The organism is Ruminococcus sp. RTP21204st1_B2_RTP21204_210225 (assembly GCF_040914135.1).
Taxonomy (GTDB): Bacteria; Bacillota; Clostridia; order Oscillospirales; family Ruminococcaceae; genus Hominimerdicola; species Hominimerdicola aceti.
This window is the reverse complement of record NZ_JBCPGA010000002.1, coordinates 42194-64833: the sequence shown is the minus strand read 5'-3', so window position 1 is coordinate 64833 and position 22640 is coordinate 42194. Positions and strand designations below refer to the sequence as shown.

The window sequence follows — 22640 nt, the reverse complement described above, 5'->3', positions numbered from 1 at the left end:
ATACAAGCTAAAAAACTGCATAACTCCCATATTAAAAGAACTTTGCAATATCCTCAACAGCTCTCCTTTTAGGTCTGGCAGGGGCTTCTGCAGGATAGCCAACGGCTATAACCGATACTACAATCTCGCTTTCAGGTATTTCAAGCACCTCACGAAGCTTTTCTCCGTCCCTGATGCCCATTACAAGCGAGCCTAAGCCAAGCTCAGCCGCTTTGAGAAGAAGTATCTCATTGTGCAGACCAAGATCGTAAAAACCCCAGCCATTGCCGACTTCATTATCAGGATCACCCTCTTTGTCAAAACCTGCTCTTGTATGTACAAAAGTCGTTACAAGAAGCGCCGCATTTTCAGACCTTTCTCTGTTAAATCCAGGCAAGCACTCCTCTCTTACCCTCTTTGTCATCTCGTCACTGAGAACGCAGTAATACCTTGCAGTTTCAGAGTTTTTCCACGATGGTGCTTCTGTTGCGGCAGATATGAGCGTTTCTATCTGCTCTTTTGTTACCTTTTTACTGCCGTCATATTTTCTTATGCTTCTTCTGCTTTCAATAAGCTTCTGAAATTCCATTTATATCTCTCCTTGTCAAAATGTGAGGCTCACGCCTATTTCAGATACAATTATAACATATCACTTTCACCTTTTCAAGTGGCAAAAGCCCTTGAAATGTTCATATTATTGTGATACAATAACGTAAAGACAATATGGGGGTGCAGACTATGAGCTTTGTAAAATTCGAGAACGTTTATAAAAGATACATAATGGGCGAGATAACCATAAATGCCGCAGACGGTGTTTCATTTGAGATAGAAAAAGGCGAATTTGCTGTTATAGTAGGCGCAAGCGGTGCAGGAAAAACTACTATACTTAATATGCTCGGCGGCATGGATACCTGCGACGAGGGCAAGATCCTTGTTGACGGCAAGGACATTGCCACTTTTAATAAAAAGCAGCTCACAACATACCGCAGATATGACATAGGCTTTGTTTTTCAATTCTATAACCTTGTGAATAATCTTACAGCTAAGGAAAATGTAGAGCTTGCCACACAGATATGCGCACATGCCTCACAGCCTGAAGAAGTGCTGAAAAAAGTGGGACTTGAGGACAGAATGAACAACTTCCCTTCACAGCTTTCAGGCGGCGAGCAGCAGCGTGTTTCTATCGCACGAGCACTTGCCAAAAATCCTAAACTTCTTCTTTGCGATGAGCCGACCGGTGCGTTGGACTACAACACAGGTAAAAATATCCTCAGACTTTTGCAGGATACCTGCCGAAATGACGGTGTGACAGTTATAGTCATCACACACAACTCCGCTATCGCACCAATGGCTGACAGAGTTATAACCGTCAAAAACAGCAAGGTAGACAAAGTTGAGATAAACAAAGATCCTGTTGACGTTTCTACTATCGAATGGTAACGGAGAAATATATGAAAATTCTTTCACCTGTCAAATACGAATATGGCAATCTGAAAATAGGCGGAGGCGGCTTTGTGACAGGTATCACTTTTCACCCCACCGACAGCAGAACGCTGTATATCCGCACTGACATAGGCGGTATCTACCGCTATGACTTTGATAAACAAACTTGGGCGTATCTGGCAGACAAAGTTACCGCAGACGACCCTGCACAGACCTATCCCCTTGCAATAGCCCTTGATGAAAATGACCCCAATAAGCTGTTTTTCACATGCGGAGATAAACGTTCAAATTATATCTGCATATCTGATGACAAGGGAGAAAATATAATACAAAAGGCACTGCCATGCAGCGTTCACGGAAACGAAGTTGGCAGAGCCACAGGCGACAGACTTATTTACAAAAACGGCAGGGTGTATTTCGGCTCTCAGACCGCAGGAATTATCTATTCTGAGGATATGGGCGAAAGCTGGCAAAGCATAGACCTGTTTGGCGAGAAAAACATCTCGCTTATATGGACAGACAGTGAGGGCAAGCTTTTTATCGCAGGCTGTTCAGGTGAAGCAAACTCCCCTGACGGTGTAACAAGAGGTCACACTCTGTATTGCTCCACAGACGGCTTGAAAAGCTTCGTTCCCCTCACCGCCCCCGACCCTGTAAAATACGAAAACTCCTCCTATTATGGCTTCGTGCCACAGCGTATCACCAGCGACAGCAGATATATATACATCACTTTTGCTTCAAGCGGAGAAGTATTCTACGGTGGTATGGGTGCTTATGCTTGCGACACAGGCTCGCTTTCAGGCGGCAAGGTATACAGATACCGCATCGAAAATGGCGTGCCTGTTTTTGACAAAGACATCACCCCCGAGGACCATATCCCATGCGGCTACAGCGCAATATGTTCCAATGGCAAAATGCTTTTGCTATCAACTGTCTGCCGAAAAAATGGCGGAGATATAATCTATACAAGCACCGACAGCGGTGAAAGCTGGAAGATAATAATGAACAGGCTTGAATATAGCCGCTTTGATTGGAATATCCCATACATGAAACCACGATACAACGGCGACGGAAACTGTGTCCACTGGATAAGCGACATAAAGCTTTCACCTTTTGACAGCGACACAGCCTTGTTCAACACAGGAACAGGTCTGTTCATGATAACAGGTCTTGCAAGCGGAGATGTGCTTGTCAAACCATTCTGCGAGGGTATCGAGGAAACTGTTCACCTTAATGTATACACCACTCCCCATGGCAGGAATCGCATTATAGATATCATTGGCGACCTTGGTGGCTTTGCCTTTGAAGATTATGACAGTGAGTGTGAAAATTCCTTTGCAAACGAAAATGGCGACCGCTACATCACCTGCCTTAATGCTGATCTCACCCTCAGCGACCCCGAATACATCGTCGCAACTCCCCGTGGCAACTGGACGGGCAAAACAAAAGGTGGTCTGATCTTATCCAAAGATTGCGGTTCAACGTGGGAAAGACTTCCCATGCCCCGTGGGCTTTCTGAGTTTATAGACCAAAAGCTTGACAACATCGAAAAGCCTAATGTAGACTCAGGTTGGACAGCGATATCTGCCGACGGCAAACGCATAATGTGGGCTGTTGCAAGCGGCAGAGGCTTTTCTAACAAGGCTGTCTGCTATACCGACGATGAGGGCAAAACATGGCAAAAGTCCATTTTTACGGACAGCAGTGGAAACTCAGCAGATGAACACAACGTAAAAATTTTCTCGGACTATTACAACAGCGAGCTTTTCTTCGCCATAGCAGAAAGAGAAAATCTGGGGCTTTACATCAGCCGTGACAAAGGTGCAACTTTCAGAGAAGTGTCCATAAAAACGGACATAAAGTGTCCACGATACGCTCACTATCAGCTTTCAAGACAGCCTGATAAAAGCGGAGTATTCTGGCTTGCAAACGGCATAAAGGGACTTTACCGCTTTGAGATAAAGAGTGACAGCGTGGGTATAAGTGATATTCTCCCTGAGGACAGGATTAACTGCATAGGCTTTGGAAAAGGGCTTGAAGAAACTCCTGCAATGTATGTCACAGGAAATATCAGTGGTGAATACGGCTTTTATATTTCTGATGATCTGGGCGAAAGCTTCGCACGTATAAATACCGATAGACAGCAATACGGCGTCATACACTCAATATGCGGAGATATGCGTGAACACGGCGTTTTCTGCCTTGCCACAGGCTCTCACGGACTTATGTTCGGCAGACAAAAAAGCCTTGCAAAGCCGTGAAAAATGTGGTATAATCAAAGTAACATAATTGAAAGGAAGTTCAATATGACCTACAAGGAAAAATTTATAAAATTTATGGTAGACAGCGGAGTTCTCACATTTGGCGACTTCACTCTTAAAAGTGGAAGAAAAGCTCCGTATTTCATCAACTGCGGAAACTATAAAACAGGCGAACAGCTTGCAAAGCTGGGTGGCTTTTACGCTGATTGCATAGCTGACAACAAAATACCTGTTGAAACACTTTTCGGACCTGCATATAAGGGTATCCCTCTTGCTGTTTCAGCCGTTATCGCGCTTGCAACAAAGTATGGCATCAACGTTTCTTACTGCTTTGACAGAAAGGAAGCTAAGGATCACGGCGAGGGCGGAATGTTCGTTGGAAAGAAGCTTGCAGACGGAGAAAAGGTAATAATCATCGACGATGTTATGACATCTGGCAAGGCTCTCAGAGAGTCAATGCCAAAGCTCAAAAGTGCCGCAGACGTAAACGTAACAGGCATGGTGATAACAGTTGACAGAATGGAAAAGGCTCTTGACACCGACCTTTCAGCTGTTGAACAGGCTTATAAAGACTTTGGCGTAAAGGTATACTCTATCGTAAACATCAACGATATCATCAAGGCTATTCAGGACGGTGTTGTTGAGGGCAAAGAGTATCTTGACAAAATGCTGGAATACCGTGCAGCATACGGAGTTGACCACGAATAATAAGCCTGCTTTGAGGAAAATTTAAGGTTATTTTAAAGTTACAAATTGAAATAATTTGTAACAGTATTGTAGTGAAATGTAACTTGTCTGTTCTTGAAGTTACAGCCTCTAAAGGCTATAATATGTAATGTAGAACAGAGAAAGAAAAAGAATGTAAACACTAAGATCAAACTCTTAGCTCGTTTCATCCTCTCCAAAATTTTTACACAAGCAAAGGGCAGCCAATGGGTTGCCTTTTTGTTTTGTCGAAATGAGCAGGATAAATGTAAAAAAAGTGTTAAGTGCTTGACAAGTGACGTATATAATGGTATAATAATAAAGCTGATTTGTTCAGCGTATTGATAAATACTACATAGAACTACTGTCTAAACTGAAATGATGGGCTTCTATGAGTCATAATTTTAGTTTTGAAGGAGGAAGTCAAATGAGAGAAGGAATTCACCCAAAGTATGAGGAAACAACAATTACTTGCGCATGCGGTAATGTTATCCATACTCGTTCTACAAAGAAGGATATCAAGGTTGAAATTTGTTCTAAGTGCCACCCATTCTACACAGGTAAGCAGAAGCTCGTAGATACAGGCGGACGTGTTGACAGATTCAAGAAGAGATTTAATCTTGACTAATTTTCAAAAGGAACGGATAATTCCGTTCCTTTTTTCTTTTATATGAGGAAACCAAATGGGATATACAACAATCTATGAGGAAGCTCAGGCGAGCTTTACGGAGAAAAAGTCCGAATTTATCGGGCATATCGCACCTGTCAGCACCGCTGATGAGGCTGTCGCATTTATAAACAGGATAAAAGCCGAAAACCGCAAGGCTAGGCACAACGTCTATGCCTATGTGTTGAGAGAGGGTAACGTTTCACGATACAGCGACGACGGCGAGCCGCAGGGTACAGGCGGAGTGCCTGTGCTTGATGTAATAAACAAATCTGGGCTTACAGACGTTTGTGTGGTGGTGACACGATATTTCGGTGGAATACTTTTGGGGGCAAGCGGTCTTACAAGAGCCTATTCTCAGGGTTGTTCAATGGCGGTGAACGCTGCAAGAAAAATGAAAATGTGTGAGTGTTCAAGAATATCCTTTTCCTGCGACTATACACTTTATGGCAAGGTCAGCTATGCGCTGCCTGAATATGGCGTGATAATGGAAAAAGAGGACTTTGCCGATTCTGTAGATCTTGCATTTCTTGTGAAGTCTGAATTATCAGACAAGCTGAAAAAACAGCTTACGGATATATCCTGCGGCAAGCTTGAATTGTCAGAAGAAACAAATCTTCTCGCTGATTTTGCATGAAATTTGTGCGATTATACAAAAACATTCAGCCTTTATGTAAAAATAAAGGCTTTTTTGAACTATTATAGTATATATTATATAGAGTTAGTATGTTTTATATACTGTAAGGGGGAATTTTTGTGCTGCCGAGAGAACAAACCGAGTTGTTTGAAAAACAATTTCTGAGCGAAAACGCCTGCTTGTCTGTTGATTCAAAAGGGCGTAAAGAGCCTTGCGAACCTTGTCCGCTGAGGACGTGTTTCCAGCGTGACCGTGACAGGATACTTCACTGCAACTCTTTCAGACGGCTGAAGCATAAAACTCAAGTCTATCTGTCCCCTGCAGGCGACCATTACAGAACACGACTTACTCATACCCTTGAGGTAAGTCAGATCGCACGGACTATCTCACGGGCTTTGCGGCTCAACGAAGATCTCACCGAAGCTATCGCACTGGGTCATGACCTTGGTCATACGCCTTTTGGTCATGCAGGAGAAAGGGCACTCAACGAGCTTAGCCCTGACGGCTTTCACCACTATGAGCAAAGCCTGCGTGTAGTGGATATTTTGGAAAAAGACGGCAAGGGCCTTGACCTCACAGAAGAAGTCCGTGACGGAATATTAAAGCACACTAACATGATAGCTGACACGAAAGAGGGCTATGTTGTGCGATTTGCAGACGTTATCGCCTATATAAATCACGATATCGACGATTCCGTTCGTGCAGGCATTATGACCGAGGAGGATATCCCGAAAAACATCACAAAGGTTCTTGGAGGATCCAAGTCTAAGAGGATAACCACTCTTGTGACCTCGCTTATCAAGGGCGGAGCCGAAAGCCTGCATATGGACGACGAAGTGAGTGACGCCTACACTGCACTGCATAGATTTATGTTTGACTTTGTGTACACAAATCCAAAGTGCAAATCAGAAGAAGTCAAGGCTAAAGACATGATAGCAAAGCTCTATGACTACTATGTTCATCATATCGAAAAGCTGCCTGCCTTTTATATGAATCTCGCCTATCAGTTCGGAATTGACCGTGCTATCTGCGATTACATATCAGGCATGACAGACGGATTTGCCATTGAGACCTTTAAAAATCTGTTTATCCCATTGGGGTGGACAAAGTATTAGCGCATACCCAAGGAGGAAGAAATTTGCCGCTGCCTATAGATTTTATAGAAAGACTTAAAGCTGCCAACCCTATCGCAGAGGTCATGAGCAGCTATGTCACCCTCAAAAGAACAGGCAGAGATTATGTTTGCCTCTGCCCTTTTCACAACGAAAAAACACCGTCCTGCCATATTCACCCTGACAAAGAGTATTTTCACTGCTTTGGCTGCGGAGCAGGCGGAGATGTTATCACTTTTACAATGAAGTACAATAATCTGGACTATTGGGAAGCTGTCAAGCTCCTTGCAGAACGTGGCGGAGTGCCGCTTCCGGAGGATAACGGCTATGACAGCAAGCGCACCGATACCAGAAAGCGCTTCTATGAAATGAATAAAACAGCCGCAAGGTTTTTCTATCATCAGCTAAAGACACCACAGGGCAAGGAATGTCTTGACTATCTTATAAATAAACGTAAGCTCAGTATTGAAACCATAAAGAAATATGGAATGGGCTATGCTCCAAACAGTTGGTCTGCCTTGAAAAGCTATATGCTCTCTGAGGGCTTCACCGAGGAAGAATTGGAGCAAGGCTCGCTTATCTCACGTTCACAGAAGAATACCCGAAATACGTTCGATTTCTTCGTAAATCGTGCAATGTTTCCTTTTATCGACCTTGCAGGTCATATAGTGGGCTTTGGCGGAAGAGCGCTCACACCTGACGATAAGAGAAAATACCTTAACTCAAAAGATACCCTTGTGTATTCAAAAAACAGATTTCTTTTCTCCATGAACTTCGCCAAAAACGCCGCAGTGAAAGATAAGACCATTCTTCTGTGCGAGGGTAATCTTGACGTAATTTCCCTTAATCAGGCAGGCTTTGAGAATGCCGTAGCTTCCTGCGGAACTGCGCTCACCCCTGAGCAGGCGAAGATAATATCCAACTATGCAGACAACGTTGTCATATGCTATGACGCAGATGGCGCAGGTCAGAAAGCCACAACGAGAGCAATAAAAATTCTAGGTGAAACTGGCCTTAAGACCACCGTTATAAAAATGAACGGTGCAAAAGACCCTGATGAGTACATAAACAAATTCGGAGCAGACCACTTTCGCCATTTGCTGAAAAAATCAGACGGTGCAATAGAGTTTGAGCTAGAAAAATGCAAAGACGGCATTGATATGGACACTGATATAGGCAGGATAGATTATCTCAAAAAAGCCTATAAAGTCCTTGCGGATATAAGCTCCCCTACTGAGCGTGAGATATACGCAAAAAAGGTGGCGGCTGAACAGAATGTGAGCATCACAACTGTCAACGCAGAACTTAATGCTATACTTAAAAACCGTCGCTATCAGTATAGCAAAAAGGAATGGACTCGCACTATAACCTTCGCTGACAAGCGTGACACCATAAACCCCGAAGCCAATGAACACAGACGAGAATCCGCCGCCGAAGCGGGTATCATATATTATCTCTACAATAATCATGACGCCTGCGGAGATGTTCTCAAAAGGCTTCCGCCCGACAAATTCGTTACCAGCTTCAATAGGCGTGTTTACGAAAGCCTGACGAGCAAGATAACCGATTTGCAGGATTGCTCTGTATCATCTTTTAATGGTGAATTTTCCCCCGAGGAAGTGGGTAAGATAACGGAGATACTGGAAAAATACAGCGAACTGGGCATTGACGCCAAGGTCGCTGAGGATTATATAAATGTGCTTTTAAACTACAAGCCGAAGGAGAAACAGAAGGATATATCCGACGATGACTTCTTCAAAAAGTTTGAAGAAATGCGCAAAAAGAATTAGCAAAGATCAACCGATGTAAAAATTGAGATTGGAGTGTTTGAAATGACAGACAAGAAACAGATACTTGATAACCTTATGGAACACGGCAAAACTACAGGCAAGCTCACTACAAAAGAGATAACTGACGCTCTTGAAAAGCTCGACTATGACGTCGAGCAAATGGACAGCTTCTATGATAGCTGTGCCGCAAATAATATTGAGATAATTGATGATATCATCACTGACGACAGCCTTGACATGGTAAACCCAGAAGACGATCTGGATCAGGACGGCGTTGATATTTCCCTTTCAACTGACGGGATCGCTATCGACGACCCGGTCAAGATCTACCTTAAGGAAATAGGCAGAGTGCCGCTTCTTACCTCCGAGGAGGAGATACAACTTGCAGAAAAGATGTCTAGCGGCAATGAAAAGGACGCTAAAAAAGCAAGAAAAAGACTGGCAGAAGCAAACCTCAGACTTGTTGTTTCTATCGCAAAAAAATATGTGGGCAGAGGAATGAGCTTCCTTGACCTTATCCAGGAAGGCAACATGGGTCTTATCAAAGCCGTTGAAAAATTCGACTATACAAAGGGCTTCAAATTCTCCACATATGCCACATGGTGGATAAGACAGGCTATAACAAGAGCGATCGCCGATCAGGCAAGAACTATCAGAATACCTGTACACATGGTAGAAACTATCACAAAGGTAAAGAAAGTATCCTCACAGCTTCTCCACAAGAACGGTCATGATCCGTCACCTGAGGAAATAGCAAAAGAGCTTGATATGAGCGTTGAAAGAGTAAGAGAGATAATGCGTATCGCTCAGGACCCTGTTTCTCTTGAAACACCTATCGGTGAGGAGGAGGACTCACATCTTGGCGACTTTATCCCTGATGATGACGCTCCGGCTCCGGCAGAAGCCGCTTCACTTGTGCTTCTTAAAGAGCAGATAAATCAGGTGCTTTCCACTCTTACAGAGAGAGAAGAGAAGGTGCTCAGACTGCGTTTCGGTCTTGAGGACGGACGTTCAAGAACTCTTGAAGAAGTAGGTCAGCAGTTCAATGTTACCCGTGAGAGAATACGTCAGATAGAGGCAAAGGCTCTCAGAAAGCTCCGTCACCCTAACAGGAGCAACAAGGTAAGAGATTATCTTGACTAAGTTTCGGAGGAAATAAATGTTTATAACACTTGAGGCGGATTACGCAGTAAGAATAGTATCCGTTCTATGCCGCGAAAGAGACAAAATGGACGCAAAGACCATTTCCAATGATGCCTGCGTTACACTTCGATTTGCGCTGAAGATACTGAGAAAGCTTGTTGCGGCTGATATAGTGAAGTCATATAAAGGCACGCAGGGGGGCTATATCATAAATAAAGACCCTGCACAGCTTACCTTGAAAGACGTTCTTGAAGCCATAGAAGGTACATATTATTTTTCAAGATGTCTTTCCCCAGACTGCACCTGCAACAGAGGTGCAGACGGTATCTGCTGTTATCAGAAGGCTTTTAACGAGATATCTGAAATGGTAAGGAACAAGCTTGACACATATACCTTTGCGGAGCTTATCGCAAATTCTGAGGAATTTAACCGAGAGGATACTGCTAATGAAACGCAGCAAGAAATTCAAGCTTGACAATGAAGCTATAAACAAAATAGACAGCGAGTATGACGATCGTGACCTTTCAAACTACACAAATTACGAGGTCTACGAGGAAGAAAAGCCGCGTCACAGATTTCTGAAAAAGCTCGTAAAACGGCTGATAATACTGTGTGCAGTTGTGCTTGTGATAAACCTTGCGGTGCTTTTGTATACAGGCAGACTGTGGTTCAATGAGCCGAAAAAGCGTGACTATCCAATAAGAGGACCTGTTGTAACGGAGTCAATGGGCGAGATACGCTGGAAGAGTTTTGCTAAGCAGAATATCCAGACCGCCTATATAAGAGCCACCAAAGGCACTACCTTTGAGGACGGTGCGTTCCGTGACAACTGGAACGGCTCAAAGGACACTGATATATCAGTGGGAGCATACCATGTGCTTGAGCTTGATACTGACGGCACTAAGCAGGCAGAGCATTTCATAAATGCTGTGGGCGAGGATCTAAGCGGCAGGCTTATCCCTGCAGTGGAGGTAAGACTGAGAGGACTTTACAGACTTCTGCCACCTGACTATTACGAAGCCGCAGATAACCTTGCAGACTTCTGCGACAGGATAGAAAAGCAATACGGCGTAAGACCTGTCATATACTGCACAGAACGGACGTACAAAAACATCGTTGCTTCAGACAGCAGATTTAACAAGGACAAGATATGGTATGAGAGCCTGTTTTCAAAGCCTGACAAGGATATGGATTGGACGTTTTGGACTTATACCAACCGTGTAAAATTCTCATTCTATGAAAGCGGCGAATATCTCCACATGACGGTATTTAATGGCAGCGAAGATGATTTCAAAAAACTAATATTGTAAAAAAAGCGTGTATGTCATTGGCATACACGCTTTTTCTATCACATAAAATAAAAACAGGACAAACACTTTCATGTCCGTCCTGTCTGTTTCATAATATTACTACAAATATGTAATTACTTAGCTTCACCCTTGAGCTCTGCCATACAAGCTGCACAAATTGTCTTGCCCTTGTATTCAACGCACTCTTCACCGCTTCCGCAGAAGATACAAGTTCTCTGGAACTTCTTCAGAATGATCTTGTCATCATCTGTGTAGATCTCGATAGCGTCCTTAACAGCAAGGTCGTAGGTTCTTCTGAGCTCGACAGGAAGAACTATTCTTCCAAGCTCGTCAACTTTTCTTACAATTCCTGTAGATTTCATAAAATCAATCCCCTTTAAATTAATTTGAAACACAAAAATAGTATTTCATTTAACATAAATCTTATGATAAACATATTATAACAAACATAATTACATTTGTCAAGCGTTATCACCAAAATTTCACACTTATTGTCAAAGTTTTTTATATATTAACTTGATATGAATACTAGCTGAAAGGAGTGTTAATTATATTAAGCGTAATAATTGTGATATTGTCCCTATCCGCCTTGTTATGCGGTTTTCTTAAAGGCGACATGACAGCAGTATCAGTGGCTTCTCTTGAAGGATGTAACAAAGCGGTGGAGCTTGTCATATACCTGAGTGGCTCGATGTGTCTTTGGGGCGGACTTATGAAGATATGTGAAAAGGCTGGCATAACAGCGGTCATTGCCCGTATGCTATCCCCTGTCACTAGGCTACTATTCAGAGATGCCGCACACTGCCCCGAGGTCATGAATGCCGTGACAATGAACCTGACCGCAAACCTTTTAGGATTAGGCAATGCCGCCACACCCTCAGGCATAGCCACAGTGAAAGCCATGCAGAAGCTTCCGCCTGCGGCACGAAAGAAGTGCATTTCTATGCTTGTGGTGCTTAACACGGCTTCCATTCAGCTTATCCCCTCCACCATTGCGGCAATGCGCCTTGAACACGGTGCAGTATCCCCCTTTGACGTAACGCCTGCTATCATTTTCTCCTCCCTTATCTCCGTGACCGCAGGCTGTCTTATGGTCTACGCCCTCAACCTCAGAAAGGACGAACGCCATGAATTTCGGTGACATTTTCGTGCCTGCGCTTATGGTTTTCATACTTTGCTATGGGCTTGTGAAAAAGGTGGATATAGTGAATGTGTTCTGCGAGGGTGCGACTGAAAACCTCAAAATCGCCTTGGGGCTGATACCAATGCTCATTCTGCTTATGACAGCAGTGGGAATGTTCACATCATCAGGTGCGGCTGATATTATAGCAAAACTGCTCCGACCTGTGACCACTTTTCTGGGCTTTCCAGAAGAGTGCATACCCCTTGCCATAGTCAGACCCATTTCAGGGAGCGGCGCACTCGCCTGCCTTGAAACCATACTTTCAAACGTTTCCCCTGACAGCTACAGCGGACGTGTGGCAAGCGTTTTAATGGGGTCAACAGAAACGACATTCTACACCATAGCAGTATATTTTTCAGCCATAAAACAAAAAGCTTACCCTTCTGTATTTGCTGCGGCGTGCCTTTCCGACGCCATGGGATTTGTGTTCTCTGCACTTGCAGTAAGGCTGTTTTTCTCATAAAACGCAGGAATAAATTTCACATATCGGTACATAATAGACCTATCACAAATATACGGAGGTCTTACCAGTGAAAGATATGTTTTGTTTCCAGTGTCAGCAGACTGCACACAACACAGGCTGTGACGGAAAAGTAGGCGTATGCGGCAAAAAAGCCGACACAGCAGTTTATCAAGACGAGCTTATCGGTGCACTTATCGCCCTTGCAAACGCCGCAGAAAATGGCTCATCAACTGAAAAAACAGATATGCTCATACTCAAAGGGCTTTTTACGACTATCACGAACGTGAACTTCAATAATGTCACCATAAAACAGCTCACAGAGGAGATACACATTGAGCGAAACCGCATCAACTCTCAGAAGTTTGATGACTACGACATGAAAAAACTGTGGAACGATCATGAGGATATCCGCTCGCTGAAATCACTTATCCTCTTCGGAATAAAGGGTATGGCGGCGTATGCTTATCACGCACAGGCACTTGGCAAAACTGACAGCGAGGTGACAAGCTTTTTCTACAAGGCTCTGCGTGCCATAGGCAGTGAGAACGACCCTGAAAAGCTGTTGGGGCTGGTGCTTGAAACAGGCAATGTGAACCTGAAATGTATGGCACTTCTCGACGCCGCAAACACTGACGCATACGGCGACCCTGTCCCTACAGAAGTTCCACTGACCATTGAAAAAGGGCCTTTTATCGTCGTGAGCGGTCATGACCTGCACGATATGAAACTTCTCCTTGAGCAGACCAAAGATAAAGGGGTGAATATCTACACTCACAGTGAAATGCTCCCTGCCCATGGTTATCCAAAGCTCAAAGCCTATCCGCAGCTAAAGGGCAATTTCGGCACAGGCTGGCAAAATCAGCAGTCGGAATTTCACAATATCCCTGCACCGATACTTTTCACAACAAACTGCATAATGCCTGTCCGTCAAAGCTACTGCGACAGAGTTTTCACCACCTCTATCGTGTCATATCCTGAGCTTGTGCACATTGGCGACGACAAGGATTTTACGCCTGTTATAGAAAAAGCCATTGAGTGCGGCGGCTATGATGAGGACAAGGAAATGACAGGCATGAACGGCGGTCACACAGTAACGACAGGCTTTGCACACAACGCAGTGCTGTCAAATGCCGAAAAGATAATAAGCCTTGTGAAAGAGGGCAGGATAAAGCACTTCTTCCTCATAGGTGGCTGTGACGGTGCGTCACCGAGCAGAAGTTACTATTCCGACTTCGCAAGGCTCACACCGCCTGACAGCCTTATCCTCACTCTTGCCTGCGGAAAATATCGCATAAACGATATGGATCTCGGCACTATCGACGGCATACCAAGGATACTTGACTGCGGACAGTGTAATGACGCATACTCAGCCATAAAGATAGCCATTGCACTTGCCGAGGCGTTCGACTGCGGTGTGAACGATCTGCCGCTGACACTTGTGCTTTCATGGTATGAGCAAAAGGCAGTGTGCATACTTCTCACCCTGCTTTCATTGGGCATAAAGAACATCTACCTCGGACCGACCCTCCCTGCATTCGTTTCAAAGGGCGTGCTTGACGTTTTGGTCGATAAGTTCCAGCTTACTCCTATCAGCACCCCTGAAGAAGATATAAAGAAAATACTTGGCTGATAAGCCGCAAACGCAGGAGCGTGGTAATACGTTCCTGCGTTTTTGTCGTAAAAAAATCTTCTTCATTTCTTGTATAAGGGAATAAAATATGGTATAATCATATTAAAGAAAAAATAAGAAATCGGAGGTACATAAAATGTCTGAAATAAAATGTCCCCACTGCGGAGAGGTATTCAAAGTTGATGAACAGGGCTATGCGGCTATCGTGGCTCAGGTAAAAACCGCTGAGTTTGATAAAGAGCTTGACAAGCGTGTGGCTGATGAAAAAGACAAGGCTTTGAAGCTTGCTAAGCTTGATTTTGACAGCAAGTATACAAAGGCTGTCAATGATAAGGATATGGAGATACAAAAGCTGAAAGCGGCTGCGGCTAACGGTGAGAGTGAAAAGACACTTGCAGTCACAAAGGCTCAGGAGAGCACAAGAGCCGAGTATGAAAAAACGCTTGAGCAGCTAAAAGAGCAGATAAGTCAAAACGAAAAGCTTATTGCACAGCTTACCGCTCAGACCAAATCTATGACCACAGAAAAAGAACTTGCCATATCAATGGCTGTGGAGAAAGCAAGATCGCAATTCAACAGCGAAAAGGATAAGCTCAGGCAGGAAATATCCCAGCGTGATATGCAGATACAGCAACTCAATTCTGAGCATACTCTGCAAATGCAAAAGTCAGAAAATGAATATAAAGCGGAGATAACACGTCTTGAAACAGATATCAAAAATAAGGATACTGAAAAGGCTTTGGAGCTTACCACTGCACTTTCAAAAGTGGAAAGTGAGAAAAATTCCACTATTGCAGAGCTTAATGCACAGATAAAAAGCAAGGACGAAGCTATCGCATACTACAAAGACCTAAAAAGCCGTCTGTCTACAAAAATGGTGGGCGAGAGCCTTGAACAGCACTGCATGAACGAGTTCAACAAGATAAGAGCTACCGCATTCAGAAACGCTTATTTTGACAAGGATAACGATGCAAGCTCGGGAAGCAAGGGTGACTTTATCTACCGTGAATGTGATGAAAACGGTGTGGAGATAATATCCATAATGTTTGAAATGAAAAACGAGCAGGACACCACCTCCACCAAGAAAAAGAACGAGCATTTCTTCAAGGAGCTGGACAAGGACAGACATCAGAAAAATTGCGAATACGCTGTACTTGTTTCACTTCTGGAAAGCGACAGCGAGCTTTATAACGCAGGTATCACAGATGTTTCATATGCTTATGATAAAATGTATGTAGTCAGACCTCAGTGTTTTATACCAATAATCACCATACTGAGAAATGCCGCCATGAATACCCTTTCCTATAAGGAAGAGCTCGAAAAGGTGCGCAACGAGAATATCGACATCACAATGTTTGAGCAAAACATCAACACTTTCAAGGAGGGCTTTGCCCGAAACTATGAACTTGCAAGCAGACGTTTTGGCGAAGCTATCACAGAAATAGACAAGTCTATAGCACATCTCACAAAGATAAAAGAAAACCTTATTTCATCAGAAAACAATCTGCGCCTTGCAAACAAAAAGGCTGACGCTCTCACTATCAAGAGTCTTACCAAAAATAACCCTACCATGCAGAAAAAATTTGCCGAGCTTAAAGGAGAATAATTGCTGACATATGAAAGGAGTGGCAAAGCCATGAAAAAAGATATCAGAAAAGACATTTTCACAATTATCGCCGTGACTGTCGCCGCCTTTCTGATGGCGCTAAACACAAAGACCTTTGTAAACACAGGCGGTCTTTACCCAGGCGGAATGACAGGAATGTCCATACTCATACAGCGTGCAGTGAAACAGCTTGCAGGCATAATGCTTCCGTTCAGCATCATAAACATAACTCTGAACATAATCCCCGTGTATATCGGTTTCAGATTTATCGGCAAAAAGTTCACGGCTTTTTCCTGCGTGATGATACTGCTCAACAGCTTTTTCACCGACCTTATCCCCAATCACATAATCACCCAGGACGTGCTTCTCATAAGCATCTTCGGAGGAATGATAAACGGCGTTGCCATTAGCCTCTGCCTTAATCGTGGTGCAACATCAGGTGGAACGGACTTTATATCCATTTATCTTTCAGAGAAAAGCAATATGGACACATTCAATGTTATACTTGGCTTCAATGCGGTCATATTGTGCGTTGCAGGCTTTATGTTCGGCTGGGACAAAGCACTGTATTCTATCATCTTTCAATATGCTTCAACAACTGTTTTGCATATGCTCTACAAAAAATTCCAGCAAAGCACCTTGCTTATCGTAACAAACAAGCCCAAAGAGATAGCAGACGCTATTTATGCAGTGAGCCAGCATGGCGCGACCATACTTGACGGCGAGGGGTCTTATGAACACTGCGAAAGACAGATCGTCTATTCAGTAGTATCAGCGGCACAGACCAAAAAGGTCATACACGCTGTAAAAGAAGCCGATCCGAAAGCCTTCATAAACGAAGTAAAAACACAAAAACTCTCAGGAAGATTTTATCTTCCAAAAGAGAGCTGATATAGAAGCGTACTGAAAAAGGTCCGCTTTTTATTAAAAAAAATCTTGTTCAACCCTTGTACTTTGCGAAAAAATATGATATACTATTAATATATATAAAATCATCTGTATTTGTTTTGTTTTTTTCATTACATTTACAGAAATTATCGAAAGGGTGTGAACTATGCTTGACAGTATCGCTTATGTTATAAACGCTATTTGGGGCGTTTTTACATCAATAGGTCTTAATGACATTGTCGATATTGCTATCCTCTCCTTTCTGATATTCCACGGCATAAAGCTTATTCGCGAAACAAGGGCGCAGCAGCTCACAAAAGGTATCCTTATACTTATAGGTTGCTACCTGCTTGCAGTATTCTTTAATTTGCAAACTATCAGATTTTTGCTAAGGATCTGCTTCCAGTGGGGCTTCCTTGCTCTTATCATAATGTTTCAGCCTGAACTCAGACGTGTTCTTGAAAAGGTTGGACGAACAAGTCTGGGTGGCTTTAATTTCTTCAGCTCAAGTGACTCTGACGACAACACCGAACATTGGAAAAAAGCTATTGACGCTATATGTGATTCTGCCGCAAGTCTTTCTTCCACCAAAACAGGTGCGCTTATAATCTGTGAGAGAAAGACAAAGCTTGGGGAACAGATAGCTACAGGAACGATACTCAACTGCATACCGTCAACAGCGATATTCGGAAACATATTCTTCCCAAATACACCGCTCCATGATGGTGCTGTAATAATCAGAGACGGAATAATACTTGCGGCAGGCTGTTTCTTGCCAAGACCGCAGAAAGACGAACTTATAAACAAACAACTCGGTTCAAGACACCGTGCAGCTATCGGAATGAGCGAAAACTCTGACGCAATAGTCGTCGTGGTATCTGAGGAAACAGGCAACATCTCAGTTGCCGAAAACGGAGAGCTTACCAGAGGATATTCAAAGGACTCTCTGAAAAGACTTCTGGACAATCGTCTTTTGCCTGAAAAGGACGCTAATTCCATTAGAGAAAATTCTTTTGCAGGAAGGGTGATTTCAAAATGGAAAAAGTAAAAAAGGCTAAAAAAGAAAATCGCCATGGTGCAGACTTTGGTCTGAGAATACTTTCCATAATCATTGCTGTAATAATATGGTTCGCCCTTTCTATCACTCAGTATCCTACAATAAACAAGACTATAACAAACGTTCCTGTTGTGTTCTCACTTGACGGAACGCAGGCAAAAGAAAAAGGACTTTCCGCACTCAACTATAAGGATATCTCCGTAGACGTTGAGATAAAGGGCATGAACTATGAGATAGGCAGCTATACTGCTGCAGATCTTGTGGCAACTGTCAATCTTGATGACGTAACAAAAGAGGGTACCTACGACCTTGACATCGATGTCAAGTCATCACATTCCACCGACAAGGTAACTGTAGTTTCTGTCAACCCTGACACTGTTTCTGTGGAGTTTGACAGACTTACCACAAAGACTATCCCACTCACCGCAGAAGCCCCGCTCATAAGCGCTGAGGAGGGCTATATCCTTAAAGAAACTACCACATCGCCAAGCGAGATAACAGTTGAAGGTCCGAAAAATGACCTTGACAACATAAGCAAAGCAGTGGCACAGATCTCAAAATCAAAGAAAATATCCGAGGACACGACTATCAACACACAGGATATTGTATTCTATGACGATGACGACAACGTTGTTGATCCATCTAAAATAGAAGTCAAGGATACGAAGTCTGTCGATGTGAATTTTGTTATCTACAAGAAAAAGACAGCAAAGCTAAAGGTAGATATCTCTAATTGTGCGGATAATTTTGATGTCAACTCCCTGCCGCTGAAGCTTTCCGAGGAAGAGATATCTGTGGTATCGCCAAATCTTGACGACTCAGATACAGAAACGCTCACTATAGGCTCCATAAACCTTTCAGAGATAAACCTTGCAAAGGTGTTCAGCTTCAAGATCCCTCTTAACTCAGGTGAGATCAATATGAATGGCGACGAAAACGTTCGTGTATCCTTTGACTCAGAGGGATACACCTCGAAGGAGTTCACCATAACATCAGACCATATCATCGCAACGGGCAAGCCGTCAGGCAAGTCCACAGAGATAGAAACAAAAAAGCTCACAAACGTCAAGGTCTACGGTCCTGAAGATGTGATAAACAATCTTAAAGACAGCGACTTATACGCTGAGGTCAATCTCAGCGACATAATTGACTCTGGTTCTTATGCTCGAGAGGCTATAATCTATTCACCGACCTATAACAACGTTTGGGGTTTCGGCAAAAACGAGATACAGATAGTTGTTTCAGACTAATAGAATTTTATCGGGACGATCTATTCGTCCCGATTTTTCGGTAAAAACGCAGGAGGATATATGCCAATAATAGTAAATCAAATAAGTTTCCCCCTTAACGCAACAGAGCAGGAAGTTATCTCCACCGCTCTGAAAAAGCTAGGCAGTGCCTCAAAGCACGCCATAGACGGCGAGATACACAAAAGCTCTCTTGATGCACGAAAGCGCAACGACATTCACTTTGTCCACTCAGTTTTCGTGACACTTGACAGTGCCGACCTTGAAAAGAAGCTTTGTGAGAAGAACACTTCCCTGACCTATGTTGAGCGCAGTGTTTACAAGCCTGTCATATCCACAGAAAAAGCAGAGGGCAAAGTTGTCATTGCAGGTTTTGGACCAGCAGGAATGTTCGCAGGGCTTGCCCTTGCCGAGCAGGGATATAGACCGATTATTTTAGAGCGTGGCAGCTCAATGGAAAAACGTACTGCATCGGTACAGAAATTCTGGCTCACAGGCGAGCTTAACACCAATTGCAACGTGCAATTCGGTGAAGGTGGTGCAGGCACATTTTCTGATGGCAAGCTCACCACACGAATAAAAGACCCTCTTTGCAGATATGTTCTTGAACGCTTCGTGGATTTCGGTGCGCCGAAAGAGATCCTCACAAAAGCAAAGCCGCATATCGGCACTGACAATCTGCGAAATATCGTCACGGCTATCCGAAAAAGGATAATAGAGCTTGGGGGCGAGGTAAGATTTGACACTGCCCTCACTGATCTGTCTATCGCCAACGGCAAAGTGCAGACTATATCAGCAGGTGACAAGAACGAAAAAGTGTCTGCCCTTATACTTGCTATTGGTCATTCCGCAAGGGATACTTTTGAGCTTTTGCAGTGCAAAAACATCTTTCTGGAGCCTAAGCCGTTCTCTGTTGGCGCAAGAATAGAACATAAGCAGGCGGCTGTTGACGAAAGCTTATACGGTGATCATGCAGGCAATCCACTGCTTCCAAAAGGTGAATATCAGCTTTCATGGCGTGATAAAAACGGCAGAGGTGTTTACACTTTTTGTATGTGTCCAGGCGGTACAGTTGTGCCGTCAGCTTCCGAAAGCGGAGGCACTGTCACAAATGGCATGAGCGAGTTTGCCCGTGACGGTGAGAACGCAAACGCTGCAGTTGTCGTGGCCGTTACCCCTGACGACTTTGGTCACTGCCCGCTTGACGGAGTGACTTTCGCACGGTCTATAGAGCAAAAAGCTTATACTCTCACAGGCTCATATAAAGGCGCAGGCACGACAGTTGGCGGATTTCTTGATGGCAAGCCTGAAATAGCAGGCACAGTTTCACCCACCTACGCACTTGGCTGTAAGGCGACAGAGCTTCGTGATGTATTTCCTAAATTCGTAACTGATATGCTGGAGGGCGGCTTGCAGAATTTCTCACGAAAAATGAAATGCTTCGGCGATAAAGGTGCAATGCTCACCGCACCTGAAACCCGTACAAGCTCCCCTGTTCGCATTACCCGAAACGCAGATATGGTATCTCTCTCAGTGGAAAATCTTTATCCCTGCGGCGAGGGTGCAGGCTATGCAGGAGGCATAATGTCCGCCGCCGTTGACGGTCTTAAAGCCGCAATGCAGATAATGGCAAGACAAGCACCGTGTGATAAATAACAAAAAAAGCCGTTTGCTGTACAAAAACTCGTACAGTAAATGGCTTTTTATTGTAGGGGCGAACACTGTTCGCCCGTTTACCTACACTCGTTTGTATAAGCCGAAATATCACACAAAAAGGGACGGCAAAACCGTCCCTTAAATTATGTCTGAAATTAAAGCTCAACTGGCTCGAATCTGATACGGATATTAGGAAGCTTCTTGATCTCTGTGTAGCTGTTCATAAGTCCGTCCTCAATAGACAGGTCATTCTCACCGCTTGCAGGAGGAGCAAAAAGTCTGAGAGTCAGATCAGCCTCACCCTCCAGCGGCTTCTCAAAGAAAGCTGCCATAAGGTCGATCGTCTTTGCCTCAGGTGACTTATAGAACCACTTGCCGTTTATCTCCATCATGATGTTTGAATCATCATCAAATGTAACCTCGCAGAAGTGTGGATTCTTTTCAAAGTGAAGAGGGATCTCAAGACCCTCAGCGTCCTCAGAACCGCCCCAACGAAGCGTGCATGGCAGTGTCACCTCATCGCCTCTTGTCATTGCAGGCTTGAAGAAATCATCGTGGATAATTTCCTTGTATGTCTTCATAACAGGCTGCTCGATACCGCAGTCAGCATAGTTAGGGTCTTGAATTTCAAGACCAAGACGTCCTCTGTCTCTGAACTGATAGAAAGTAAAGCCTGAGAACCAGTCCTCGCCGTCAGCCTTGAGCATATCGCAGAATTCCTTTACCATTGCTGCCTGATCGTATGGACCTGTAACATCACCGTCAGCGTTGAACTCGCTCATTACCATTGGCTTTGTAACGCCGCCGTTTATCTCCTTGAATCTCTCAAAAGAACGCTTTGTCATATTGTATATGTCCTTGACCTTGCTTCTGCTGTGGCTTGTGCCGCCTCTTTCAGCAACGTCATAAGGCCAACCCCAGTGAAGAGCCATGTACTTGTCAACAGACCAGATGTCTGTCTCCTTGACAGCCTGTGAAAACTCTGCTTCCTTTTCGATCTCTTTCTTGTTAAGATCTTCAATGCCACCGATACAAAGAATAGTAGAAACGTTTGGTGCATATTCCTTAAGTATCTTATTGAAACGGCAGTAGAAATCAGCAACTTCCTGATAAGTGCATCTCTTGTTGAATGAGAACCAGTTGCCTGTAGCTTCATGGTTTATTCTAAGAAGAAGTCTGCCGAAAGGTCTAAGGTCATTTGCAATAGCGATAAGCTGTTCGTCTGAAACGTGTGGGTCAACTGTGAGTGTGAGTGTAACGTCCTGTCCATGACGTCTTACATCTCTCATGCAGGTAAAAGGCTCGCCCTCTGTGTTGCCCTCAAGACCGCCCTTGTATGTGAAATAATCATCATATGGATAATCCCATGCAAAAGAAACATCTGCGTCTTTCATTACCTCAGAAATTCTTCCAGGGAACTCCTTATCCAGCGGATAGTAGCAGTACATAAGGCTTATGCTTCTGTGTGGTCTGCCCATTTTGTTAAGAATGTAATCCTGATTTACATACTCTCCACGCTCAGAGCCATCGCCCAAATCAACAGCACATTTTGCCTTACCCATATGCAATGAGTAGATCTTGTATTCGCTCATAAAATTTCCTCCTATTTTAAAGACAGGACTTTCCTGCCTATTCTGTTACTAAAAAAATTCGTTAATATCGTCCAACACCCTTGCAAGCTCAACCCTCGGCTCAACGCACATAAAAGCTAAGCACTGCCGGAATTTTTTCACACTTGGACTTGGTTTTAAGTTTACCACAATAAGCTCATAAAGTCAAGAACTGTGGCTCGGCTAACGTTATTAATATAATTTACAATATAAGCCGTCATGTCTAATATAATAGCATTTGTGTTTCATATTC

General features: G+C 43.8%; 21 protein-coding genes. 18 read left to right on the top strand and 3 right to left on the bottom strand.

What is annotated here, in order from left to right:
* Positions 1-31: 31 nt before the first annotated feature.
* Entirely contained in the window at positions 32-568 is a 537-nt protein-coding gene (locus tag AB5123_RS01130; protein ID WP_041337247.1) for a nitroreductase family protein, read from the bottom strand.
* 149 nt (positions 569-717) lie between these two features.
* Between AB5123_RS01130 and AB5123_RS01125 the strand changes: the two genes are divergently transcribed.
* From AB5123_RS01125 to AB5123_RS01080, 10 genes are all read left to right on the top strand, one after another.
* Positions 718-1419 (top strand): ABC transporter ATP-binding protein, encoded by a 702-nt coding sequence (locus AB5123_RS01125; protein ID WP_046440751.1) that lies wholly within the window; start codon positions 718-720, stop codon positions 1417-1419.
* 11 nt (positions 1420-1430) lie between these two features.
* Positions 1431-3683 (top strand): hypothetical protein, encoded by a 2253-nt coding sequence (locus AB5123_RS01120; RefSeq protein ID WP_368364456.1) that lies wholly within the window; start codon positions 1431-1433, stop codon positions 3681-3683.
* A 45-nt stretch (positions 3684-3728) separates the two neighbouring features.
* The gene (gene pyrE, locus AB5123_RS01115) at positions 3729-4391 is read left to right on the top strand and encodes an orotate phosphoribosyltransferase (protein ID WP_278635370.1); all 663 of its coding nucleotides are present in this window, start codon (positions 3729-3731) and stop codon (positions 4389-4391) included.
* A 424-nt stretch (positions 4392-4815) separates the two neighbouring features.
* Complete coding sequence (rpmE, locus tag AB5123_RS01110) at positions 4816-5016, top strand: 50S ribosomal protein L31 (protein ID WP_022288282.1); 201 nt, start codon at positions 4816-4818, stop codon at positions 5014-5016.
* Between the two features lie 55 nt (positions 5017-5071).
* Complete coding sequence (locus AB5123_RS01105) at positions 5072-5692, top strand: YigZ family protein (protein ID WP_022288281.1); 621 nt, start codon at positions 5072-5074, stop codon at positions 5690-5692.
* A 119-nt stretch (positions 5693-5811) separates the two neighbouring features.
* Positions 5812-6807 (top strand): deoxyguanosinetriphosphate triphosphohydrolase, encoded by a 996-nt coding sequence (locus AB5123_RS01100; RefSeq protein ID WP_117891688.1) that lies wholly within the window; start codon positions 5812-5814, stop codon positions 6805-6807.
* A 23-nt stretch (positions 6808-6830) separates the two neighbouring features.
* Positions 6831-8594: a DNA primase gene (gene dnaG / locus AB5123_RS01095; RefSeq protein ID WP_337812002.1), complete on the top strand. Its 1764-nt coding sequence runs from the start codon at positions 6831-6833 to the stop codon at positions 8592-8594.
* A 42-nt stretch (positions 8595-8636) separates the two neighbouring features.
* On the top strand, positions 8637-9737 hold the full coding sequence (rpoD, locus tag AB5123_RS01090; protein WP_022288278.1) for an RNA polymerase sigma factor RpoD: 1101 nt from the start codon (positions 8637-8639) through the stop codon (positions 9735-9737).
* A 16-nt stretch (positions 9738-9753) separates the two neighbouring features.
* Positions 9754-10212, top strand: a complete 459-nt coding sequence (locus AB5123_RS01085) for an Rrf2 family transcriptional regulator (protein ID WP_041337236.1) — start codon at positions 9754-9756, stop codon at positions 10210-10212.
* Entirely contained in the window at positions 10184-11047 is an 864-nt protein-coding gene (locus AB5123_RS01080) for a GH25 family lysozyme (RefSeq protein WP_337812004.1), read from the top strand. Before AB5123_RS01085 ends, AB5123_RS01080 begins: the two co-directional genes overlap by 29 nt.
* Positions 11048-11160: 113 nt before the next feature.
* On the opposite strand, the gene AB5123_RS01075 is transcribed toward AB5123_RS01080, so the two are convergent.
* A complete protein-coding gene (locus tag AB5123_RS01075; RefSeq protein WP_368364455.1) occupies positions 11161-11409 on the bottom strand; it encodes an AbrB/MazE/SpoVT family DNA-binding domain-containing protein in 249 nt (82 codons plus the stop codon).
* A gap of 254 nt (positions 11410-11663) precedes the next feature.
* Between AB5123_RS01075 and AB5123_RS01070 the strand changes: the two genes are divergently transcribed.
* The 8 genes from AB5123_RS01070 (at position 11664) to AB5123_RS01035 (ending at position 20777) form a co-directional block, all read left to right on the top strand.
* The gene (locus AB5123_RS01070; protein WP_117863266.1) at positions 11664-12188 is read left to right on the top strand and encodes a nucleoside recognition domain-containing protein; all 525 of its coding nucleotides are present in this window, start codon (positions 11664-11666) and stop codon (positions 12186-12188) included.
* Complete coding sequence (locus tag AB5123_RS01065; protein WP_337643643.1) at positions 12175-12693, top strand: nucleoside recognition domain-containing protein; 519 nt, start codon at positions 12175-12177, stop codon at positions 12691-12693. The genes AB5123_RS01070 and AB5123_RS01065 overlap by 14 nt, the downstream gene beginning before the upstream one ends.
* Positions 12694-12760: 67 nt before the next feature.
* Positions 12761-14323, top strand: coding sequence for a hydroxylamine reductase (gene hcp / locus AB5123_RS01060; RefSeq protein ID WP_117923074.1), 1563 nt, complete (start codon positions 12761-12763; stop codon positions 14321-14323).
* 136 nt (positions 14324-14459) lie between these two features.
* Complete coding sequence (locus AB5123_RS01055) at positions 14460-15929, top strand: DUF2130 domain-containing protein (protein ID WP_118123592.1); 1470 nt, start codon at positions 14460-14462, stop codon at positions 15927-15929.
* A gap of 30 nt (positions 15930-15959) precedes the next feature.
* Positions 15960-16820, top strand: coding sequence for a YitT family protein (locus AB5123_RS01050; RefSeq protein ID WP_117863264.1), 861 nt, complete (start codon positions 15960-15962; stop codon positions 16818-16820).
* Positions 16821-16983: 163 nt separating this feature from the next.
* Positions 16984-17865 (top strand): diadenylate cyclase CdaA, encoded by an 882-nt coding sequence (gene cdaA / locus AB5123_RS01045; RefSeq protein WP_041337229.1) that lies wholly within the window; start codon positions 16984-16986, stop codon positions 17863-17865.
* Positions 17853-19124: a YbbR-like domain-containing protein gene (locus AB5123_RS01040; protein ID WP_117893228.1), complete on the top strand. Its 1272-nt coding sequence runs from the start codon at positions 17853-17855 to the stop codon at positions 19122-19124. Before cdaA ends, AB5123_RS01040 begins: the two co-directional genes overlap by 13 nt.
* A gap of 60 nt (positions 19125-19184) precedes the next feature.
* Complete coding sequence (locus tag AB5123_RS01035) at positions 19185-20777, top strand: NAD(P)/FAD-dependent oxidoreductase (protein ID WP_289147992.1); 1593 nt, start codon at positions 19185-19187, stop codon at positions 20775-20777.
* Positions 20778-20932: 155 nt separating this feature from the next.
* On the opposite strand, the gene AB5123_RS01030 is transcribed toward AB5123_RS01035, so the two are convergent.
* Positions 20933-22369, bottom strand: a complete 1437-nt coding sequence (locus tag AB5123_RS01030) for a hypothetical protein (protein WP_337777524.1) — start codon at positions 22367-22369, stop codon at positions 20933-20935.
* Positions 22370-22640 lie beyond the last annotated feature (271 nt).